Here is a 17,478-nt window from a genome sequence, read left to right on the forward strand (position 1 = left end):
ACCTAAATAACCGTTGGTTATTTATTGTCGCCTTTCTTTTGACGCTCTGCGCGCAGGCGGTCGAAATATTCGACGCGTTTTTTAAGATCGCGTTCAAAGCCGCGTTCGACCGGCTCATAGAAATTCTGTCTACGCATGCCTTCGGGGAAATAGTTCTGGCCGGAAAAGCCATCTTCCTGATCATGGTCATAGGCGTAGCCGGTGCCATAGCCGATATCCTTCATCAGCTTGGTCGGCGCATTAAGGATATGGGCGGGTGGCATCAGCGACCCGGTGTCGCGCGCGATCTTGAGCGACTTTTTATAAGCCGCATACCCGGCGTTGGATTTCGGCGCGAGGGCGAGATAAATCACCGCCTGTGCCAAGGCCAGTTCGCCTTCAGGACTGCCAAGGCGTTCGTATGATTCCCATGCCCCGATGCAGAATTGCTGGGCCTGCGGATCGGCAAGACCGATATCCTCGACCGCCATGCGGGTCAGTCGGCGGGCGACGAATTTGGGATCCTCGCCCCCGGCCAGCATCCGGTTAAACCAATAAAGGGCGGCATCCGGGTCGGAGCCGCGAATGGATTTATGCAACGCACTGATCAGGTTGTAATGGCTGTCATCGCCCTTGTCATAGATCGGCATGCGCTTTTGCACGGTGCGGGCAAGCTCCGCCACGCCAAGCGGACCATCATCTTCGCTGGGCGGCAGCGAAAACAGTTCCTCTGCCAGGTTCAGGCAATAACGCCCGTCGCCATCGGCCATGGCACGCAGGGTTTCGCGTGCTTCGGGCGTGACGGGCAGCTCAAAGCCCATTTCCTTTTCGGCGCGCACCAGAAGTTCTTCAAGGCCCTGATCATCAAGACGCTTGAGCACCAGCACCTGACAGCGTGAAAGAAGTGCTGCGTTGAGTTCAAAGGACGGGTTTTCGGTGGTCGCGCCGATCAGGGTGATGGTGCCGTCTTCGACATAGGGCAGGAAGCTGTCCTGCTGGGCCTTGTTGAAACGGTGGATCTCGTCAATGAACAGCAAGGTCGCCCCACCGGTGGACCGGCGCGCACGGGCACGTTCGAACACCTTGCGGAGATCCGCCACGCCAGAAAAGATCGCAGAGAGCGGTTCAAACGCCATATCGGCAACATCGGCCATCAGACGGGCCAATGTCGTTTTACCGCAGCCCGGCGGCCCCCACAGGATCACAGACGGCACACGGCCTGTCTTGATCATGCGGGTGATCGGGCCATCATCGCCAAACAGATGCCCCTGGCCCACCACTTCATCGAGTTTGGCGGGGCGCAATCTGTCGGCCAAAGGGCGCGTGACCTGACTTTCAAACAGGGAAACCATACTGGAACAATACGATGTTGGTTTTTGGGGCGTCTTGACCGGAAAGTAACACGCAGATGACATTGATGACAGACGAAACATCGTCGATTGACGCTGGCATATGTGCGGCATAGCTTTCAGGCTTGTTTCCATCCAAGCAACAAAAAGAACACGTTCGTGACGCTCGTTTTTGCCTACCTGCCCGACCTTGACTGTCGGGGCCTGCCATGACGTCGACTTCACAACGCACGCCCGCCAAATTGCCGATTGTGATCGGGTTGGGCACGGGACAGACCCTTGCATTTGGTACCACGCTGTATCTGCCGGCCATTCTGGCAGAGCCGATGGCGATTGAGCTTGGCATTCCACCGGGTTGGGCGTTTGGCGCCTTTTCACTTGCACTGGTGGTTGCTGCCCTTTTCGGCCCCAAGGCCGGGGCGCGGATTGACCAGTTTGGCGGGCGCACGGTGCTGGCGGTGTCCAGCCTGATCTTTGCCGCGGGTCTTGCCCTGCTAGGTACAGCCGATAGCCTGACCATGATGTGTGTTGCCTGGTGCGTCATTGGTGTTGGCATGTCGATGGGGCTTTATGAGTCGGCCTTTGCCACGCTGAGCTGGATTTATGGCCATGATGCGCGCGGCCCAATTACCGGCATTACCCTGATTGCCGGATTTGCCAGCACGATCTGCTGGCCGATTACCGCCGGGATCGAGGCCGAGTTTGACTGGCGCACGGCGTGCTATTTCTGGGCGGCGATGCATATCGTGCTGGGCTTGCCGCTTAATCTGTTTCTGATCCCGCGCACCAAGACAGGCAACCGCGCGTCTCCTGCCGCGGATATGGCCAAAGCATCCCCTGCCGCTGTCCCTGCCCCGGTCAAGCTATCGCGTTCGGATATCTTCAACATGCCGATGGTCCTGCTGGCGATCGTGTTTGCCGCCAGCTGGTTTACCGCAACAGCCATGGCGGCCCATTTGCCGCGCCTGTTAGAAATTTCGGGGATGGATGCGACGGGTGCGCTGATTGCGGCGTCGCTGGTGGGGCCAGCACAGGTGGCGGGCCGGTTGGCCGAGTTCGGGTTGCTGAAAAAGATGCATCCGCTGATTTCATCACGGCTTTCGGCTCTGACCCATCCGGTGGGGGCGGTGTTGCTTTTGATTTTTGGCGGGCCGGTCGGGATGCTGTTTACCAGCCTGCACGGGATCGGCAACGGGATCCTGACCATCGCCAAGGGGACATTGCCATTGGCGATCTTTGGGCCGGTTGGATATGGCGCCCGGCAAGGCTATATCATGGCACCATCGCGCTTTGCACAGGCCGCTGCCCCGTTTGTCTTCGGGCTTTTGATTGATGATTGCGGGCAATATGCGATTTTACTGACCATTGCGCTGGGCCTTGTGACCTTTGCCGCCCTGATGATGCTGCGTCATCGGCCCGTGTCCGGTAATGCCGACTGACCAAGATACAAAAAGGCGCGCACCACAGCGGTACGCGCCTTTGTTTTTAGGTATCAGACCTGACAGTTACAGGGTGAAATCACCGGTCAGGACTTTGCCATCGCGTTTGACGGAAATCTTCCAGTCCCGGCTGCGTTCGCCGGCCCGGACGACTTCCTTGAAGCGCGCGACCGTATCAATCGGCTGTCCATTGACCTCGACAATATAATCACCGGCCTGAAGACGCGTGCGGCGTGCGAGGCTATCGCGGGCAACAGCCAGGATCATCACACCTTCGCTAAGCGTATCGATGCCCAGTTCATCGGCCAGTGCCGGGTTCATGTTAGCGATTTTGGTGCCGCTGAACGGATTGCGGCCATCAATGATGCTTTCGTCGCGAGCGGGAATTTCCGGTGCGACTTCCAACGGCATGGCAAGGACGGTTTCGGCCCCGCGTCGCAGGACTGACAGCTTTGCCTCGCCATTCAGCTCAAGCGTTGCGATACGGAATTTAAGCTCGTTCGGGTTATCGACCGCCAAACCATTGACCGCGATGACAACGTCACCCGATTGCAGGCCGCCGCGTTCAGCCGGGCTTCCGGCGCGAACCTTGTTGATCAGGACACCATGCGGACGATCCAATTCAAGCGAGGCCGCCAGATCGGCCGTCACCGACTGCCCGGCCGCACCCAGCCACGGGCGACGCAGATCGCCACTGATCAGACCGCGCATCACCACCTTGACCATATTGGCCGGAACCGCAAAGCCGATGCCGTTCGAACCGCCGGACTTGGTAAAGATCGCCGAGTTCACCCCGATCAGGTTGCCATCAATATCGACCAATGCTCCACCGGAATTCCCCGGGTTGATCGCCGCATCGGTCTGAATGAAGGATTGATAATCCTGCCCGGTGACACCGGCACGCGCCAGCGCCGAGACGATGCCACTGGTAACGGTTTGTCCGACACCAAACGGGTTGCCGATGGCCAGAACAAGGTCGCCGACCTCAACCGCATCAGAGTCGCCAAACGGAATGGCCGGCAGTTCGTTATCAACATCGCGCAGTTTGAGGACGGCAAGATCGGTGCGTTCGTCCGAGCCGACCAGATCGGCATCAAATTCGCGGTTGTCATGCAAGACGACGCGGATCTCGCTGGCGCCATCAATCACGTGATGGTTGGTGACCACCGTGCCATTGCCCGAAACAATCACACCGGAACCGAGCGAACGTTCAACACGCTGGCGCGGGGCGCCAAAAGCACCGCCGAAACGATCACCAAAGAACTGCTTGAAGAACGGGTCATTGAAGAACGGCGTGCGCTGGCGTTGTTCGACGACCTTCTTGGTGTAGATGTTGACAACCGCCGGGGCGGTTTGTTTGACCAATGGCGAAAGCGACATCTTGATGTCCGCCTGGCTTGACGGCAAACGCCGGTCCAGGGTGGCTTCATCGCTTTGGGCATGGGCCAGATTGCCTGTGCTGGAAATCGTCGCGAGGCCGATTATGGCAAAGGCGACAATCTTTGAAATCCATCTTGCCTGCACGTCACACTCTCTCTGTTGGTTTGCTTGTTCGCGGTCCTGTGACCGACAAAGACTTGTCATCAATTAGGGAAACTAGACCTGACGCGCAACCTTGTCGGAAATATGAACTTTATGTCATTTAGAAAAAAGAAAACGGGCGACACCAGATGGCATCACCCGTTTCTGTTTCTTAAAGGCCGAAGCGTTGCTTATTCAGCAGCTGCTTCTTCGCCTTCGCCCTCTGCTTCGAGGCGAGCACGGTCTTCCGCGCCTTTTGCTTCGACGTTGCGATCGACAAGTTCAATCACAGCAACCGGAGCCGCATCGCCATAACGGAAGCCGGCCTTGAGAACACGGGTGTAACCACCAGCGCGCTCTTTGTAGCGGTCAGCGATTTCGCCGAACAGCTTGGCAACGACTTTGTCATCACGCAGGATCGAAATGGCCTGACGGCGTGCATGCAGGTCGCCCCGCTTGCCCAGCGTAATCAGTTTTTCGACATACGGGCGAAGATCCTTGGCCTTCGGAAGAGTGGTTTTGATCTGCTCGTGGGTGAGCAGCGAAACTGCCATGTTGGCAAACATCGCCTTACGATGGGACGAAGTACGATTAAGCTTACGGCCTTGCATACCGTGACGCATGGTAACTCTCCTTAATAGCCTGGCTTCGCTCACGAAACCGATTGTAAAACCGCCCCGCCACCCTGATCACTTTTACACAAAGGCCAGGTTATGCACGTGCGGTGTGGGCAACAAGCCCGCCGGATGCCCAAACAACTGGGGTCCCCGGTTTGGAACACGAATGTTCCGATCTCGGCCCGAAGGCCGAAGACCCGTTCTTAGAACGGATCTTCGAACTTGCGCGCAAGTTCTTCGATGTTTTCCGGCGGCCAACCGCCGACTTCCATACCAAGATGCAGACCCATCTGAGCCAGAACATCCTTGATTTCGTTCAGCGACTTACGGCCGAAGTTCGGCGTACGGAGCATTTCTGCTTCGGTCTTCTGAACAAGATCACCGATATAGATGATGTTGTCGTTCTTCAGGCAGTTAGCCGAACGTACCGACAGCTCAAGCTCGTCAACCTTACGCAGAAGGTTACGGTTGAACGGCAGTTCGTCTTCTTTCTTCTCTTCGACAACCGCTTCCGGCTCTTCGAAGTTGACGAACAGCGACAGCTGGTCCTGAAGGATACGGGCAGCAAGTGCAACCGAATCTTCCGGGGTCAGTGCACCGTTGGTTTCAACGGTCAGCGACAGCTTGTCAAAGTCGGTATCCTGACCAACACGGGTGTTTTCCACCTTGTAGGCCACTTTACGGATCGGGCTGAAGATCGCATCGATCGGAATAAGACCAATCGGCGCGTCCGACGAGCTGTGCGAGCTGGCTGCAACATAGCCTTTACCGTTATCAACGGTGAATTCGATGTTGAGCGTAGCACCATCGTCAAGATGGCAAAGCTCGAGATCCGGGTTAAGGATTTCGATATCCGCACCGGTTTCGATCTGACCTGCGGTGACGGCACCAGGGCCAGTCGCCTTCAGAGCCATTTTCTTCGGACCTTCAGCATGCATGCGCACGCCCATGGTCTTGATGTTCAGGATGATGTCGGTGACATCTTCACGCACACCCGGGATCGACGAAAATTCGTGCAATACACCATCGATCTGGATCGCAGTAACTGCCGAACCCTGGAGCGACGACAGCAGAATGCGACGCAGCGCGTTACCCAGAGTCTGACCAAAACCGCGCTCCAGCGGTTCTGCCACGATCGTACCAATACGGCTGGCATCAGTACCCGGAGTAACATCAAGCTTCGTCGGCTTAATCAGTTCCTGCCAGTTCTTTTGAATCACGAGACCCACCTTCGCAACTGGAGCCTATGGAAAGGAGGGCAATAAACTTGCCCCCACGAGAAACGCGAAGAGGCCCGGTCATCCCGGGCCCAAACGCGGGGTCGTCCGCAAGGATCGACGCGATTAGACGCGACGACGTTTACGCGGACGGCAACCGTTGTGCGGAATCGGCGTTACGTCTTTGATCGACGTAATGGTGAAACCGACAGCCTGAAGCGCACGCAGTGCAGATTCACGTCCCGAACCCGGGCCTTTAACCTGTACTTCGAGGGTTTTCATACCGTGTTCAGCAGCTTTTTTACCTGCGTCTTCGGCAGCCATCTGTGCAGCATACGGAGTCGATTTACGCGAACCGCGGAAACCCATACCACCAGCTGTCGACCAGGAAATGGTATTTCCCTGTACGTCGGTGATGGTGATCATGGTGTTGTTGAAGGTCGCGTTTACGTGCGCGATACCGTTCGTAATGTTCTTGCGCTCGCGGCGACGCACGCGAGTCTGAGGAGTCTTCGCCATTGTCGTTCCCCTACCTTACTTCTTCTTGCCAGCAATCGGCTTAGCCGGGCCCTTACGGGTGCGAGCGTTGGTGTGGGTACGCTGACCGCGTACCGGGAGACCGCGACGATGACGCAGGCCGCGATAGCTGCCCAGGTCCATCAGACGTTTAATGTTCATTGCGGTTTCACGACGGAGGTCGCCTTCGACGGTGTAATCAGCGTCGATGACTTCACGAACCTTCAGAACCTGGTCATCAGAAAGCTGATGAACGCGGGTTGCGGATTCGATGCCAACCTTTGCGCAAATTTCTTTGGCTTTAGCCGGGCCAATACCGGTGATGTAGGTAAGCGCAATCACGACACGCTTAGCGGTCGGGATGTTTACGCCAGCAATACGAGCCACTATGTGAACTCCTGTTTCCTGTTAACAAACCCAGGGGCAGATCCGGTAGGGTAGGACGCTGCAAAAGCGGGCCAGCATTACTGCCAACCCGCCAGCAAAAAAACGCCCTGCCCGGGAAATTACCCCAGGATGGCTTCAATCTCGCGCGTAACTTGGTCGATTTCAGCCATCCCGTCAACTGTTTTCAGCTTACCGACCTTTTCATAGTAAGGAATGATCGGTGCTGTCTGCTTGTGATAAGCTTCCAGTCGCGAAGTGACCGTCTCGGCATTGTCGTCCGCACGGCGTTTAAATTCGGTGCTGCCACATACGTCACAGACACCTTCCTTGGCAGGTTTCTGGAACTCGTCGTGATAGCCCTGCCCGCATTTCGCACAGGTATAGCGGCCAACAATACGGGCCACCAGTGCTGCATCGTCAACACGCAGTTCAATCACATAATCAAGTGCCAGTCCCTTGGATTCCAGCATCTCGTCCAGGGCTTCTGCCTGGGCGGTCGTGCGTGGGAACCCGTCCAGAATGAAACCACCCTTGGTATCATCCTGGTCAAGTCGTTCGGAAATCAGACCGATCATCAGATCGTCGGATACGAGCTGGCCCGCATCCATGACTTCCTTTGCCTTCTGCCCCAGTTCCGTGCCAGCAGCAACCGCCGCGCGGAGCATGTCGCCCGTCGAGAGCTGGATCATGCCGCGTCCTGTTTCAAGACGCTTGGCCTGGGTACCTTTCCCTGCGCCGGGAGGGCCAAGAAGGATAATATTCATCGTCTTCCCCCTGAATGCGGTGGTCGCTTGTTAGCGGCGGCGACCACGCAGTTTGGATTTCTTGATCAGGCCTTCATACTGATGAGCCAGCATATGAGACTGAATCTGCGCAACGGTATCCATGGTTACCGTGACAACGATCAGGAGGCTAGTCCCACCAAAGTAGAAGGGAACAGACCATTCCGCGATCAGCAGTTCCGGCAGGATACAGACGAATGCGAGATACGCTGCACCGATCACCGTCAGACGGGTCAGAATGAAATCCAGATAGTTGGCTGTATTTTTACCCGGACGAATGCCCGGAATAAAGCCACCATGTTTCTTCAGGTTGTCTGCCGTATCTTCCGGGTTGAAGACAACCGCGGTGTAGAAGAAGGCAAAGAAGACGATCAAACCGATATAAAGCGCAATATAAAGCGGCTGACCACGGCCAAGCAGTGCCGTTGCAGTCGTCAACCAGGCCGGGGCATCAACACCGGTGGTGAACTGGGCAACCGACAGCGGCATCAGCAGCAGCGAGCTTGCGAAGATCGGCGGAATAACACCGGCAGTGTTGATCTTGAGCGGCAGGTGCGAGCTCTGACCTTCCATAACCTTCATGCCGACCTGGCGTTTCGGGTACTGGATCAGAACGCGGCGCTGCGCACGTTCAACAAAGACGATGAAAGCGATAACCGCAATTGCCAGAACGATGATTGCAACGATAACCAGTGCAGAGATCGCACCGGTACGACCCAGTTCAAGGGTACCTGCAATCGCGCTTGGCAGGCCGGCAACAATACCGGCAAAGATGATCAGCGAAATACCGTTACCAATGCCGCGCTGGGTGATCTGTTCACCAAGCCACATCAGGAACATGGTGCCACCGACAAGGGTGATCACAGCGGTAATGCGGAAGAACATGCCCGGATCCGGAACAGCAGCACCCGAAGAGCCGGTCATGCTTTCAAGACCAACAGCAATGCCCCATGCCTGCACCGTTGCAATCAGCACCGTCAGATAGCGGGTATATTGATTAATCTTTTTACGACCCTGCTCGCCTTCCTTCTTGAGTTGCTCAAGCGTTGGCGAAACAGTCGTCATCAACTGAATAATAATCGAGGCCGAGATGTACGGCATGATATTCAGCGCGAAGATCGTCATACGACCCAGCGCACCACCGGCGAACATGTCAAACATGCCCAGAACGCCACCCGCATTCTGACGGAAAATGTCAGCAAGAATAGACGGGTCGACACCAGGAACCGGAATATAGGTTCCAAGACGGTAAACAATAAGCGCGCCCAAAGTGAACCAGATACGCTTTTTAAGCTCGGTTGACTTTGAAAAAGCGGACCAATTCAGGTTCGCGGCAAGCTGCTCGGCGGCCGATGCCATGCACTCATCTCCCAATACACATAAACTGGAGGGTCCGGTCCCGTGTACTGGAACCGGACCCTCTCGAAGTCAATTTAGGCTTATTCTGCGGATTCTGCAGCAGCGACCGGAGCAAGAACCTTGACCGAACCACCAGCTTTCTCGACAGCTTCGACAGCTGCTTTGGAAGCACCGGAGATTTCGATGTTCAGTTTCGCTTTCAGTTCGCCTTTGGCAAGAAGACGCAGACCGTCTTTCTGCGGACGAGCCAGACCTTTTTCCGCAAGAACAGCGACGGTGACATTTGCACCTTCTTCAAGAACGCCGTTATCAACGGCAGTCTGAAGGGTACCAAGGTTCACAACGCCGAACTGTTTCTTGAACGGGTTTTTGAAGCCGCGTTTCGGAAGACGGCGATAGATAGGCATCTGCCCACCTTCGAAGCCATTGATGGCTACACCCGAACGGGACTTCTGACCCTTCTGACCTGCGCCAGAAGTTTTGCCTTTGCCCGAACCGATGCCGCGACCGACGCGGGTGCGCGCCTTGCGGGCACCCGGGTTATCGGCGAGTTCGTTGAGTTTCATCGTTCAACACCTTTTCGATCTGGGGTCAATCAAGCCTCGTCCACACGGACGAGGTGTTTGACCTTTGCGATCATACCGCGAACAGCCGGAGTATCTTCCAGCTCACGAGTCCGGTGCAGTTTGTTCAGGCCAAGACCAACGAGGGTCTGGCGCTGATCAGCCGGACGTCCGATCGGCGAACCCGTCTGGGTAACGCGTACGGTCGCTTTTTTCTTAGCAGCCATATCGAATTACTCCTTTTCGAGAACGGCGGCAGCAGCCGAACCGCTATCGCGACGGGCAACGACGTCACCGACTTTCAGGCCACGCTTAGCAGCGACCTGACGCGGGGAAGCACCGTTGACCAGAGCGTCAAGGGTTGCGCGGATCACGTTGTGCGGGTTGTTCGAACCGGTGCATTTGGACACAACGTCCTGAACGCCCATGGTTTCGAAAACCGCACGCATCGCACCGCCTGCGATGATACCGGTACCAGCCGGAGCGGAGCGAAGGATAACCTTGCCTGCGCCGAAATGGCCCTGCGTATCATGGTGAAGGGTACGGCCTTCACGCAGCGGAACGCGGATCATGTTACGTTTAGCAGCTTCGGTGGCCTTACGGATCGCTTCTGGAACTTCACGGGCTTTACCCGTGCCGTATCCGACGCGACCGCGCTGGTCACCGACAACTACCATTGCGGAGAAAGCAAAGCGACGGCCGCCCTTAACGACTTTCGCGACGCGGTTGATACCAACCAGCTTGTCGACGAGTTCGTTTTCTTCACGGGCTTTCGGCGCCTGCTGCTGTTGATTCTGGTTACGTGCCATGGTCGTGCTCCTTAGAAGTCCAGACCGCCCTCACGGGCGGCATCGGCCAGAGCTTTCACCCGGCCATGGAACAGATACCCGCCACGATCGAAAACGACCGTTTTCACACCAGCTTTGACTGCGCGCTCGGCAATTGCCTTGCCAACCAGAGCAGCGGCGTCGGCATTGCTGCCTTTCGCCTTCAGATCTTTCTCCATCGTCGAGGCAGCCACCAGGGTGGTGCCTTTGACGTCGTCGATGATCTGAGCATAGATGTGGGCGTTCGAACGGTGCACGCTGAGGCGCGGGCGACCGGCCGCTTTCTGGCGGATCGCAAAACGAACGCGACGCTTGCGGCGTTCGAATAGGCTTCTCACGTTTTTCATCGTGCCTGTCCTTACTTCTTCTTGCCTTCTTTGCGCAAGATATACTCGCCTTCGTAGCGGACACCCTTGCCTTTGTAAGGCTCCGGACCGCGCCAGCCGCGTGCATTCGCAGCGAACTGACCAACGAGTTGTTTATCTGCGCCAGAAATGGCGACGAGGGTCGGCTTTTCAGCAACGACGTTAAGACCCGCAGGGATCTCCATTTCTACGTCATGTGAGAAGCCAAGCTGCAGAACCAGGTTTTTGCCCTGAACCTGCGCACGGTAACCAACACCGGTGATTTCCAGTTTCTTGGTGAACCCTTCCGAAACCCCGGTAACGAGGTTCGCGATATTGGCACGGGTGGTACCCCAAAGGGCACGTGCGCGCTTGCTATCGTTTTTAGGTTTCACGAAGATCTGGTTATCTTCCTGAGTGACGGATACGTCCGAGGTCAAAGCCAGGTTAAGCTCACCGAGCTTGCCTTTTGCGCTGATCTGCTCTTCGGTCAAGGTGATGGTAACGCCGTTAGGCACGACCACCGGGTTTTTTCCTACTCGCGACATCGTTGGCCCTCCTTAGAATACCTTGCAGAGGATTTCGCCGCCGACATTCTGCTCGCGAGCCTCCTGATCCGATAGAACCCCTCGCGGAGTGGACAGGACTGCGATGCCCAGACCGTTATATACCTTCGGAAGATCTTTGATCTTCGAATATACACGACGACCCGGGGTCGAGACGCGGTCGATCTGCTTAATCACGCCATCACCCTCAAAATATTTGAGTTCGATGGTGATTTCGCTGACGCCCTTGCGAATTTCATTAACATTGTAACCGCGGATATAACCTTCGCGCTGGAGAACATCCAGCACACCGGTACGCAGTTTCGAAGCCGGCGAAACGACGCTGGATTTACCAACGCGCTGGCCGTTACGGATACGCGTGAGCATATCACCGACTGGATCAGTCATCGACATGTGATGTCCTCCTTACCAGCTCGACTTCACCATGCCCGGGATCTGACCACGTGAAGCAAGTTCACGAAGCGCGATACGGGACAGGCGGAATTTGCGATAGACACCACGCGGACGACCGGTGATCTGGCAGCGAATACGCTGACGGATACGAGCCGAGTTACGCGGCAGCTGGGCGAGTTTCATCACAGCAACGATACGATCCTCAGGGGTCGTCTCGCGATTTGCGATAACCGCTTTAAGGGCGGCACGCTTGGCAGCATATTTTTTTGCCAGGCGTTCACGTTTGAGTTCACGCTCTACAGCGCTTTTCTTGGCCATGGGCCAACCTCCGTTAGTTTCCGAACGGAAGATCAAAGCCCTTAAGAAGGGCGAGAGCTTCATCGTCGGACTTAGCCGTGGTACAAATGATGATATCCATCCCGCGAACAGAGTCGACTTTGTCGTACTCTACCTCAGGAAAGACGAACTGTTCTTTCAAGCCCATGGCAAAGTTGCCACGACCATCGAAAGATTTTTTGTTCAGGCCGCGGAAGTCACGAACGCGCGGCAGCGCGATGGTGACCAGGCGGTCCAAGAACTCAAACATACGGTCGCGACGCAAGGTCACTTTACAACCGATGTTCATACCTTCACGCAGCTTGAAAGCCGCAACGGACTTTTTCGCCTTGGTGAAGACAGGCTTCTGACCGGTGATAGCAGCGAGATCCGCAGCAGCACCTTCCAGCTTCTTACGATCCTGGGTGGCGTCGCCGACACCCATGTTGATCACGATTTTCTCGAGGCGCGGAATCTCCATGGTGTTCTCGTAGGAGAACTCCTTCTGGAGTGCGTCACGCACCACTTCTTTGTAATGTTCGCGCAGGCGCGTCATTTTTCCGTCCCTCAGTTGTCGATGACTTCGCCGCTGAGCTTCGCTACGCGAACCTTGCGACCATCATCGAGGGTCTTGAAACCGACGCGGGTCGGCTTGTTTTCTTTCGGGTCAACAATCGCGACGTTGGAAACAGCAATTTTTGCTTCCTTTTCGACGATGCCACCAGCATCAGCACCGGTCGGGCGCTGGTGACGTTTCACCAGGTTAATGCCCGAAACCAGAACTTTGTTCTCGGTCGGGAAAGCGGCGAGAACTTCGCCGGTTTTCCCTTTGTCTTTACCCGTCAGAACAACGACGCGATCGCCCTTTTTAATCTTGGCAGCCATTACAGCACCTCCGGAGCGAGCGAAATGATCTTCATGTAACCTTTAGAACGAAGTTCACGGGTTACCGGGCCAAAAATACGCGTGCCGATCGGCTCGCCGTTCGCATTAATGAGAACGGCAGCGTTGCGGTCAAAGCGGATCGCCGAGCCATCGGCACGACGAATTTCCTTTGCGGTGCGAACGATGACAGCTTTGTGAACTGCACCCTTCTTTACGCGACCGCGCGGAATGGCTTCCTTGACGGAAACCACGATAACATCACCAACGTTGGCGGTTTTGCGCTTCGAGCCGCCCAGCACCTTGATGCACTGGACGCGGCGAGCGCCGCTGTTGTCGGCGACGTCCAGATTGGACTGCATCTGGATCATGGGTTTACCCCTTGACTATGATTGGGCTGAGGACTCACTCCTCGACCACTACTTCCCAAGACTTCAACTTCGAGATCGGTTTGCATTCGCGAATGCGAACAACGTCACCCGTTTTGAAGCGGTTCTCTTCATCGTGCGCGTGGAATTTCTTCGACTTACGCACGTACTTTTTATACAGCGGGTGCATGACCTGGCGCTCCACTCGGACCACCACGGTCTTGTCGTTTTTGGTCGAAACGACTGTCCCCTGCAATACACGCCTCGGCATGTGTGTCTACTCCTCTGCGTGTCCAGTTAGGCCGCGGTTGCACCCTTCTCGTTACCGAGAAGGGTTTTAATGCGGGCAATATCACGACGGACCTGGCGGACCCGCGCAGTGTTCTCGAACTGCCCCGAAGCCTGCTGGAAACGCATATTGAACGATTCCTTACGCAGGTCCAGAAGCAGCTGCTTCAGTTCGTCAGCGCTTTTAGCGCGGAGATCAGCAATTTTCATCACTAATTACTCCCCTTCACCAAGACGGGTGACAAACTTGGTCTTGATCGGCAGTTTTGCCGACGCCAGCTCGAAAGCCCGGCGTGCAAGATCCAACGGAACACCGTCGAGTTCAAACATGATCCGACCCGGTTTAACGCGTGCCGCCCAATATTCAGGCGAGCCTTTACCTTTACCCTGACGGACTTCGGCAGGCTTCTGCGAGACCGGGAGATCCGGGAAAACGCGAATCCACACACGGCCTTGACGGCGCATGTGGCGGGTGATCGCGCGGCGAGCCGCTTCGATCTGACGCGCCGTTATACGCTCCGGCTCCATGGCTTTCAAGCCATAAGCGCCGAAATTAAGTTCAGTACCCCCTTTGGCTTCCCCTTTGAGGCGGCCTTTGTGGGCTTTACGGAACTTTGTACGTTTCGGAGAAAGCATATCAGGATCTCCTTACTTACGACCGGAACCAGCCGACTCGAGAGCGCGACGCTCAGAAGCCAACGGATCATGTGCCATGATTTCGCCCTTGAAGATCCAGACCTTCAGACCGCAAACACCGTAGGTGGTGTGTGCTTCCGAAGTGCCATAATCAACGTCCGCACGCAGGGTATGCAGCGGAACGCGACCTTCACGGTACCATTCGGTACGGGCGATTTCTGCGCCACCAAGACGACCAGCAGCATTAATACGAATGCCACCGGCACCGAGACGCATTGCGTTCTGAACCGAGCGCTTCATAGCGCGACGGAACGAAACACGGCGCTCAAGCTGCTGGGCGATGTTGTCAGCGACCAGCTTGGCATCGAGTTCCGGCTTGCGGATCTCGATGATGTTAACCTGCACTTCGGCATTTGCCAGTTTCTGCAGATCGTTCTTGAGCTTCTCGATGTCCTGGCCTTTTTTCCCGATCACAACGCCCGGACGAGCGGTGTGGATCGAAATGCGGGCTTTCTTCGCCGGACGTTCGATAATCACCTTCGATACACCCGCCTGTTTCAGACGGTCGAAGATGAAATTGCGGATCGCGAGATCTTCGTGAAGAAGACCAGCGAAATCGGCCTTGTTGGCGTACCAGCGGGAATCCCAGGTACGGTTAATGCCAACGCGCAGACCGATCGGATTAATTTTCTGACCCATTACTCGGCCTCCTCACGTTCGCAAACGACGATGCGCATGTTGGAGAACGGCTTAATGATTTTGCCAACACGACCGCGTGCACGGGCGCGCCAGCGCTTCATTACGAAGGCCTTACCAACAGATGCCTCTTTAATATAGAGACGGTCAACATCGAGCTGATGGTTGTTTTCGGCATTAGCAATTGCCGATTCCAGCAGCTTTTTGACGTCCTGCGAAATGCGTTTATTGGAGAAGGTCAGTTCTGCCAAAGCAGCTTCTGCCTTCATACCACGAATCGACTCGGCGACGAGGTTGAGCTTACGCGGGGAAATGCGTACTGCCCGGAGCGAAGCCGCGGCCTCGTTATCCGCCAGCCGACGGATGTCAGCTTTCTTACCCATCGTTACTTCCTCTTCGCCTTTTTGTCGGCCGCGTGACCATAGTAGGTACGGGTCGGCGAGAATTCACCGAACTTGTGACCAATCATATCTTCGGTCACGAGCACCGGCAGGAATTTCTGGCCATTGTAAACCCCAAAGGTGAGGCCTACGAATTGCGGCAGAATCGTCGAACGCCGCGACCAGGTCTTAATTACCTCATTCCGGCCTGAGGCACGGACAGTATCGGCTTTCTTAAGAAGGTATCCGTCAACAAACGGACCCTTCCAAACGGAACGCGCCATAGTCTAGCCTCCTCCGTTAGCTCTTGTGACGACGGCGCATGATGAGCGCGTCGGTCTTTTTGTTCGAGCGGGTACGTTTGCCCTTGGTAGGCTTGCCCCACGGCGTAACCGGGTGACGACCACCCGACGTACGACCTTCACCACCACCATGCGGGTGATCGATCGGGTTCATGGCAACGCCACGAACCGAAGGACGCTTGCCAAGCCAGCGATTACGGCCGGCTTTACCAAGGTTCGAGTTCTGATGGTCCGGGTTGGACACGGCACCGATGGTAGCCATGCATTCACCACGAACCAAACGTACCTCACCGGAGGACAGCTTAAGCTGGGCGTAACCCTGGTCCTTACCAACAAGCTGTACATACGAGCCTGCTGAACGTGCGACCTGACCACCTTTACCGGCTTTCAGTTCGACGTTATGGACAATGGTACCGACCGGAATATTCTTCAGCGGTGCGGCGTTACCCGGCTTAATGTCTACGCGTTCAGCGGCAACAACGTTGTCGCCGACAGCGAGACGCTGCGGTGCGAGGATGTAGGCCAGCTCGTCGTCGGAATAGCGAACCAGTGCGATAAACGCGGTACGGTTCGGATCATATTCCAAACGCTCGACGGTACCGACGACGTCAAACTTGGTACGTTTGAAGTCGATGAGACGGTAACGACGTTTGTGACCACCACCAATACGGCGGGCGGTGATACGACCAGTGTTGTTACGGCCACCTTTCTTGCGAAGACCTTCGGTCAACGCTTTGATCGGCTTGCCCTTGTGGAGATCAGAACGATCCACGAGAACCAGCTGACGGCGACCAGGAGAGGTTGGTTTAAACTTCTTCAAAGCCATTGTCTTAGATTCCCGTAGTCACATCGATGGACTGGCCCTCTTCGAGGGTCACCATCGCTTTCTTGAAATCGCTCCGACGACCGGAAATACCGCGAAAACGCTTGGTCTTTCCTTTTACCACAGAGGTATTGACCGCCTTGACCTTCACCCCGAACAGACCTTCCACAGCAGCCTTAATCTCCGGCTTGGTGGCGTCGATCGCAACTTTGAACGCAACTGCGTTGTGTTCAGAAATCAGCGTCGACTTTTCAGTGATATGCGGGGCGCGGATGACTTCGTACATCCGCTCTTTGCTGATGATCGTCATTTGAGACGTGCCTCCAACGCTTCGACCGCACCCTTGGTCAGCACCAGGGTGTCACGGCGCAGGATGTCATAGACGTTAGCACCAATCTGCGGGAGCACATCAACCTGCGGGATGTTGCGCGCTGCGCGTGCAAAACCTTCGTTGACCTGCGCACCGTCGATGATCAGTGCAGACTTCCAGCCGAGTTTATTGAAAACTGCGACCAGATTCTTGGTTTTGGCGTCCGAGAATTCCGCATTATCAAGAACGATAAGCTTACCGTCTTTTGCCTTGGCCGACAGAGCGGTTTTCAGCGCGAGTTTACGGAACTTCTTGGTCAGATCGTGTGCGTGGTCGCGAACGCGCGGACCGTGCACGGTACCACCACCACGGAACTGTGCGGCTTTACGGGAACCGTGACGTGCACCGCCACTACCCTTCTGACGCACGAATTTTTTCGTGGTTGCGGAAACTTCGGACTTTTCCTTTACCTTGTGGGTACCGGCACGGCGTTTTGCCAGCTGCCAGTTCACCATGCGGTGCAGGACGTCACGACGTACTTCCAGACCAAAGATGTCTTCTGCAAGATCAATCTTACCGGACTTGGAAGCGTCAAGTTTGAGAATGTCGAGCTTCATGA

28 protein-coding genes are annotated in these 17,478 nt (G+C 55.9%); 1 reads left to right on the forward strand and 27 read right to left on the reverse strand.

The window, feature by feature from the left end; all coding sequences use genetic code 11:
• Positions 1-17: 17 nt before the first annotated feature.
• Positions 18-1,331, reverse strand: coding sequence for a replication-associated recombination protein A (locus IT893_RS12150; RefSeq protein WP_008892202.1), 1,314 nt, complete (start codon positions 1,329-1,331; stop codon positions 18-20).
• Between the two features lie 206 nt (positions 1,332-1,537).
• On the opposite strand from IT893_RS12150, the gene IT893_RS12155 reads away from it, so the two are divergent.
• Positions 1,538-2,767 carry an MFS transporter gene (locus IT893_RS12155; RefSeq protein WP_252723937.1) on the forward strand — a complete coding sequence of 410 codons (1,230 nt, stop codon included), beginning with the start codon at positions 1,538-1,540 and terminating at the stop codon, positions 2,765-2,767.
• A 66-nt stretch (positions 2,768-2,833) separates the two neighbouring features.
• Here the strand turns inward: IT893_RS12155 and IT893_RS12160 are convergent, their stop codons facing one another.
• From IT893_RS12160 to rplD, 26 genes are all read right to left on the reverse strand, one after another.
• Entirely contained in the window at positions 2,834-4,291 is a 1,458-nt protein-coding gene (locus IT893_RS12160; protein ID WP_197145338.1) for a DegQ family serine endoprotease, read from the reverse strand.
• Between the two features lie 188 nt (positions 4,292-4,479).
• Positions 4,480-4,911 (reverse strand): 50S ribosomal protein L17, encoded by a 432-nt coding sequence (gene rplQ / locus IT893_RS12165; RefSeq protein ID WP_197145339.1) that lies wholly within the window; start codon positions 4,909-4,911, stop codon positions 4,480-4,482.
• Positions 4,912-5,108: 197 nt separating this feature from the next.
• Positions 5,109-6,125, reverse strand: a complete 1,017-nt coding sequence (locus IT893_RS12170) for a DNA-directed RNA polymerase subunit alpha (RefSeq protein WP_008892197.1) — start codon at positions 6,123-6,125, stop codon at positions 5,109-5,111.
• Between the two features lie 123 nt (positions 6,126-6,248).
• The gene (gene rpsK / locus IT893_RS12175; protein WP_008892196.1) at positions 6,249-6,641 is read right to left on the reverse strand and encodes a 30S ribosomal protein S11; all 393 of its coding nucleotides are present in this window, start codon (positions 6,639-6,641) and stop codon (positions 6,249-6,251) included.
• Positions 6,642-6,656: 15 nt separating this feature from the next.
• The gene (gene rpsM, locus IT893_RS12180; RefSeq protein WP_008892195.1) at positions 6,657-7,025 is read right to left on the reverse strand and encodes a 30S ribosomal protein S13; all 369 of its coding nucleotides are present in this window, start codon (positions 7,023-7,025) and stop codon (positions 6,657-6,659) included.
• 119 nt (positions 7,026-7,144) lie between these two features.
• Positions 7,145-7,789, reverse strand: coding sequence for an adenylate kinase (locus IT893_RS12185; RefSeq protein WP_008892194.1), 645 nt, complete (start codon positions 7,787-7,789; stop codon positions 7,145-7,147).
• A 30-nt stretch (positions 7,790-7,819) separates the two neighbouring features.
• Positions 7,820-9,166 (reverse strand): preprotein translocase subunit SecY, encoded by a 1,347-nt coding sequence (gene secY / locus IT893_RS12190; protein ID WP_120225141.1) that lies wholly within the window; start codon positions 9,164-9,166, stop codon positions 7,820-7,822.
• Between the two features lie 80 nt (positions 9,167-9,246).
• On the reverse strand, positions 9,247-9,732 hold the full coding sequence (rplO, locus tag IT893_RS12195) for a 50S ribosomal protein L15 (RefSeq protein ID WP_008892192.1): 486 nt from the start codon (positions 9,730-9,732) through the stop codon (positions 9,247-9,249).
• Positions 9,733-9,761: 29 nt separating this feature from the next.
• Complete coding sequence (gene rpmD, locus IT893_RS12200) at positions 9,762-9,956, reverse strand: 50S ribosomal protein L30 (protein WP_007091489.1); 195 nt, start codon at positions 9,954-9,956, stop codon at positions 9,762-9,764.
• A 6-nt stretch (positions 9,957-9,962) separates the two neighbouring features.
• Entirely contained in the window at positions 9,963-10,538 is a 576-nt protein-coding gene (rpsE, locus tag IT893_RS12205) for a 30S ribosomal protein S5 (protein WP_008892191.1), read from the reverse strand.
• An 11-nt stretch (positions 10,539-10,549) separates the two neighbouring features.
• Positions 10,550-10,903 (reverse strand): 50S ribosomal protein L18, encoded by a 354-nt coding sequence (gene rplR, locus IT893_RS12210; RefSeq protein ID WP_008892190.1) that lies wholly within the window; start codon positions 10,901-10,903, stop codon positions 10,550-10,552.
• Positions 10,904-10,914: 11 nt separating this feature from the next.
• Positions 10,915-11,448: a 50S ribosomal protein L6 gene (gene rplF, locus IT893_RS12215; RefSeq protein ID WP_008892189.1), complete on the reverse strand. Its 534-nt coding sequence runs from the start codon at positions 11,446-11,448 to the stop codon at positions 10,915-10,917.
• 12 nt (positions 11,449-11,460) lie between these two features.
• A complete protein-coding gene (rpsH, locus tag IT893_RS12220; protein WP_008892188.1) occupies positions 11,461-11,859 on the reverse strand; it encodes a 30S ribosomal protein S8 in 399 nt (132 codons plus the stop codon).
• A gap of 12 nt (positions 11,860-11,871) precedes the next feature.
• A complete protein-coding gene (rpsN, locus tag IT893_RS12225) occupies positions 11,872-12,177 on the reverse strand; it encodes a 30S ribosomal protein S14 (protein WP_008892187.1) in 306 nt (101 codons plus the stop codon).
• Positions 12,178-12,190: 13 nt separating this feature from the next.
• On the reverse strand, positions 12,191-12,730 hold the full coding sequence (gene rplE, locus IT893_RS12230) for a 50S ribosomal protein L5 (protein WP_008892186.1): 540 nt from the start codon (positions 12,728-12,730) through the stop codon (positions 12,191-12,193).
• A gap of 11 nt (positions 12,731-12,741) precedes the next feature.
• Entirely contained in the window at positions 12,742-13,059 is a 318-nt protein-coding gene (gene rplX / locus IT893_RS12235; protein ID WP_008892185.1) for a 50S ribosomal protein L24, read from the reverse strand.
• Positions 13,059-13,427 (reverse strand): 50S ribosomal protein L14, encoded by a 369-nt coding sequence (gene rplN / locus IT893_RS12240; RefSeq protein ID WP_008892184.1) that lies wholly within the window; start codon positions 13,425-13,427, stop codon positions 13,059-13,061. The genes rplX and rplN overlap by 1 nt, the downstream gene beginning before the upstream one ends.
• Positions 13,428-13,461: 34 nt before the next feature.
• On the reverse strand, positions 13,462-13,695 hold the full coding sequence (gene rpsQ, locus IT893_RS12245; protein WP_008892183.1) for a 30S ribosomal protein S17: 234 nt from the start codon (positions 13,693-13,695) through the stop codon (positions 13,462-13,464).
• A gap of 26 nt (positions 13,696-13,721) precedes the next feature.
• Positions 13,722-13,922, reverse strand: coding sequence for a 50S ribosomal protein L29 (rpmC, locus tag IT893_RS12250; RefSeq protein WP_008892182.1), 201 nt, complete (start codon positions 13,920-13,922; stop codon positions 13,722-13,724).
• Between the two features lie 6 nt (positions 13,923-13,928).
• Positions 13,929-14,348: a 50S ribosomal protein L16 gene (gene rplP, locus IT893_RS12255; protein WP_063087034.1), complete on the reverse strand. Its 420-nt coding sequence runs from the start codon at positions 14,346-14,348 to the stop codon at positions 13,929-13,931.
• Positions 14,349-14,360: 12 nt separating this feature from the next.
• Entirely contained in the window at positions 14,361-15,047 is a 687-nt protein-coding gene (rpsC, locus tag IT893_RS12260; protein ID WP_008892180.1) for a 30S ribosomal protein S3, read from the reverse strand.
• Entirely contained in the window at positions 15,047-15,427 is a 381-nt protein-coding gene (gene rplV, locus IT893_RS12265) for a 50S ribosomal protein L22 (RefSeq protein WP_008892179.1), read from the reverse strand. The genes rpsC and rplV overlap by 1 nt, the downstream gene beginning before the upstream one ends.
• 2 nt (positions 15,428-15,429) lie before the next feature.
• Positions 15,430-15,708, reverse strand: coding sequence for a 30S ribosomal protein S19 (rpsS, locus tag IT893_RS12270; RefSeq protein WP_008892178.1), 279 nt, complete (start codon positions 15,706-15,708; stop codon positions 15,430-15,432).
• A 16-nt stretch (positions 15,709-15,724) separates the two neighbouring features.
• On the reverse strand, positions 15,725-16,552 hold the full coding sequence (gene rplB, locus IT893_RS12275) for a 50S ribosomal protein L2 (RefSeq protein ID WP_008892177.1): 828 nt from the start codon (positions 16,550-16,552) through the stop codon (positions 15,725-15,727).
• A gap of 4 nt (positions 16,553-16,556) precedes the next feature.
• Entirely contained in the window at positions 16,557-16,859 is a 303-nt protein-coding gene (locus tag IT893_RS12280; protein ID WP_008892176.1) for a 50S ribosomal protein L23, read from the reverse strand.
• Positions 16,856-17,476, reverse strand: coding sequence for a 50S ribosomal protein L4 (gene rplD, locus IT893_RS12285; protein WP_008892175.1), 621 nt, complete (start codon positions 17,474-17,476; stop codon positions 16,856-16,858). Before rplD ends, IT893_RS12280 begins: the two co-directional genes overlap by 4 nt.
• Positions 17,477-17,478: the final 2 nt, after the last annotated feature.

This window comes from Thalassospira sp. A40-3, assembly GCF_015871485.1.
GTDB classification, from domain to species: domain Bacteria; phylum Pseudomonadota; class Alphaproteobacteria; order Rhodospirillales; family Thalassospiraceae; genus Thalassospira; species Thalassospira tepidiphila.

What these genes read in the sequence shown, in the direction of transcription:
- IT893_RS12150 (WP_008892202.1), bottom strand. Translation starts at nt 1,331, where the DNA reads ATGGTTTCCCTGTTTGAAAGTCAGGTCACGCGCCCTTTGGCCGACAGA.
- IT893_RS12155 (WP_252723937.1), top strand. Translation starts at nt 1,538, where the DNA reads ATGACGTCGACTTCACAACGCACGCCCGCCAAATTGCCGATTGTGATC.
- rplQ (WP_197145339.1), bottom strand. Translation starts at nt 4,911, where the DNA reads ATGCGTCACGGTATGCAAGGCCGTAAGCTTAATCGTACTTCGTCCCAT.
- rpsK (WP_008892196.1), bottom strand. Translation starts at nt 6,641, where the DNA reads ATGGCGAAGACTCCTCAGACTCGCGTGCGTCGCCGCGAGCGCAAGAAC.
- IT893_RS12185 (WP_008892194.1), bottom strand. Translation starts at nt 7,789, where the DNA reads ATGAATATTATCCTTCTTGGCCCTCCCGGCGCAGGGAAAGGTACCCAG.
- secY (WP_120225141.1), bottom strand. Translation starts at nt 9,166, where the DNA reads ATGGCATCGGCCGCCGAGCAGCTTGCCGCGAACCTGAATTGGTCCGCT.
- rplO (WP_008892192.1), bottom strand. Translation starts at nt 9,732, where the DNA reads ATGAAACTCAACGAACTCGCCGATAACCCGGGTGCCCGCAAGGCGCGC.
- rpmD (WP_007091489.1), bottom strand. Translation starts at nt 9,956, where the DNA reads ATGGCTGCTAAGAAAAAAGCGACCGTACGCGTTACCCAGACGGGTTCG.
- rpsE (WP_008892191.1), bottom strand. Translation starts at nt 10,538, where the DNA reads ATGGCACGTAACCAGAATCAACAGCAGCAGGCGCCGAAAGCCCGTGAA.
- rplR (WP_008892190.1), bottom strand. Translation starts at nt 10,903, where the DNA reads ATGAAAAACGTGAGAAGCCTATTCGAACGCCGCAAGCGTCGCGTTCGT.
- rplF (WP_008892189.1), bottom strand. Translation starts at nt 11,448, where the DNA reads ATGTCGCGAGTAGGAAAAAACCCGGTGGTCGTGCCTAACGGCGTTACC.
- rpsH (WP_008892188.1), bottom strand. Translation starts at nt 11,859, where the DNA reads ATGTCGATGACTGATCCAGTCGGTGATATGCTCACGCGTATCCGTAAC.
- rpsN (WP_008892187.1), bottom strand. Translation starts at nt 12,177, where the DNA reads ATGGCCAAGAAAAGCGCTGTAGAGCGTGAACTCAAACGTGAACGCCTG.
- rplE (WP_008892186.1), bottom strand. Translation starts at nt 12,730, where the DNA reads ATGACGCGCCTGCGCGAACATTACAAAGAAGTGGTGCGTGACGCACTC.
- rplX (WP_008892185.1), bottom strand. Translation starts at nt 13,059, where the DNA reads ATGGCTGCCAAGATTAAAAAGGGCGATCGCGTCGTTGTTCTGACGGGT.
- rplN (WP_008892184.1), bottom strand. Translation starts at nt 13,427, where the DNA reads ATGATCCAGATGCAGTCCAATCTGGACGTCGCCGACAACAGCGGCGCT.
- rpsQ (WP_008892183.1), bottom strand. Translation starts at nt 13,695, where the DNA reads ATGCCGAGGCGTGTATTGCAGGGGACAGTCGTTTCGACCAAAAACGAC.
- rpmC (WP_008892182.1), bottom strand. Translation starts at nt 13,922, where the DNA reads ATGAAAATTGCTGATCTCCGCGCTAAAAGCGCTGACGAACTGAAGCAG.
- rplP (WP_063087034.1), bottom strand. Translation starts at nt 14,348, where the DNA reads ATGCTTTCTCCGAAACGTACAAAGTTCCGTAAAGCCCACAAAGGCCGC.
- rpsC (WP_008892180.1), bottom strand. Translation starts at nt 15,047, where the DNA reads ATGGGTCAGAAAATTAATCCGATCGGTCTGCGCGTTGGCATTAACCGT.
- rplV (WP_008892179.1), bottom strand. Translation starts at nt 15,427, where the DNA reads ATGGGTAAGAAAGCTGACATCCGTCGGCTGGCGGATAACGAGGCCGCG.
- rpsS (WP_008892178.1), bottom strand. Translation starts at nt 15,708, where the DNA reads ATGGCGCGTTCCGTTTGGAAGGGTCCGTTTGTTGACGGATACCTTCTT.
- rplB (WP_008892177.1), bottom strand. Translation starts at nt 16,552, where the DNA reads ATGGCTTTGAAGAAGTTTAAACCAACCTCTCCTGGTCGCCGTCAGCTG.
- IT893_RS12280 (WP_008892176.1), bottom strand. Translation starts at nt 16,859, where the DNA reads ATGACGATCATCAGCAAAGAGCGGATGTACGAAGTCATCCGCGCCCCG.
- rplD (WP_008892175.1), bottom strand. Translation starts at nt 17,476, where the DNA reads ATGAAGCTCGACATTCTCAAACTTGACGCTTCCAAGTCCGGTAAGATT.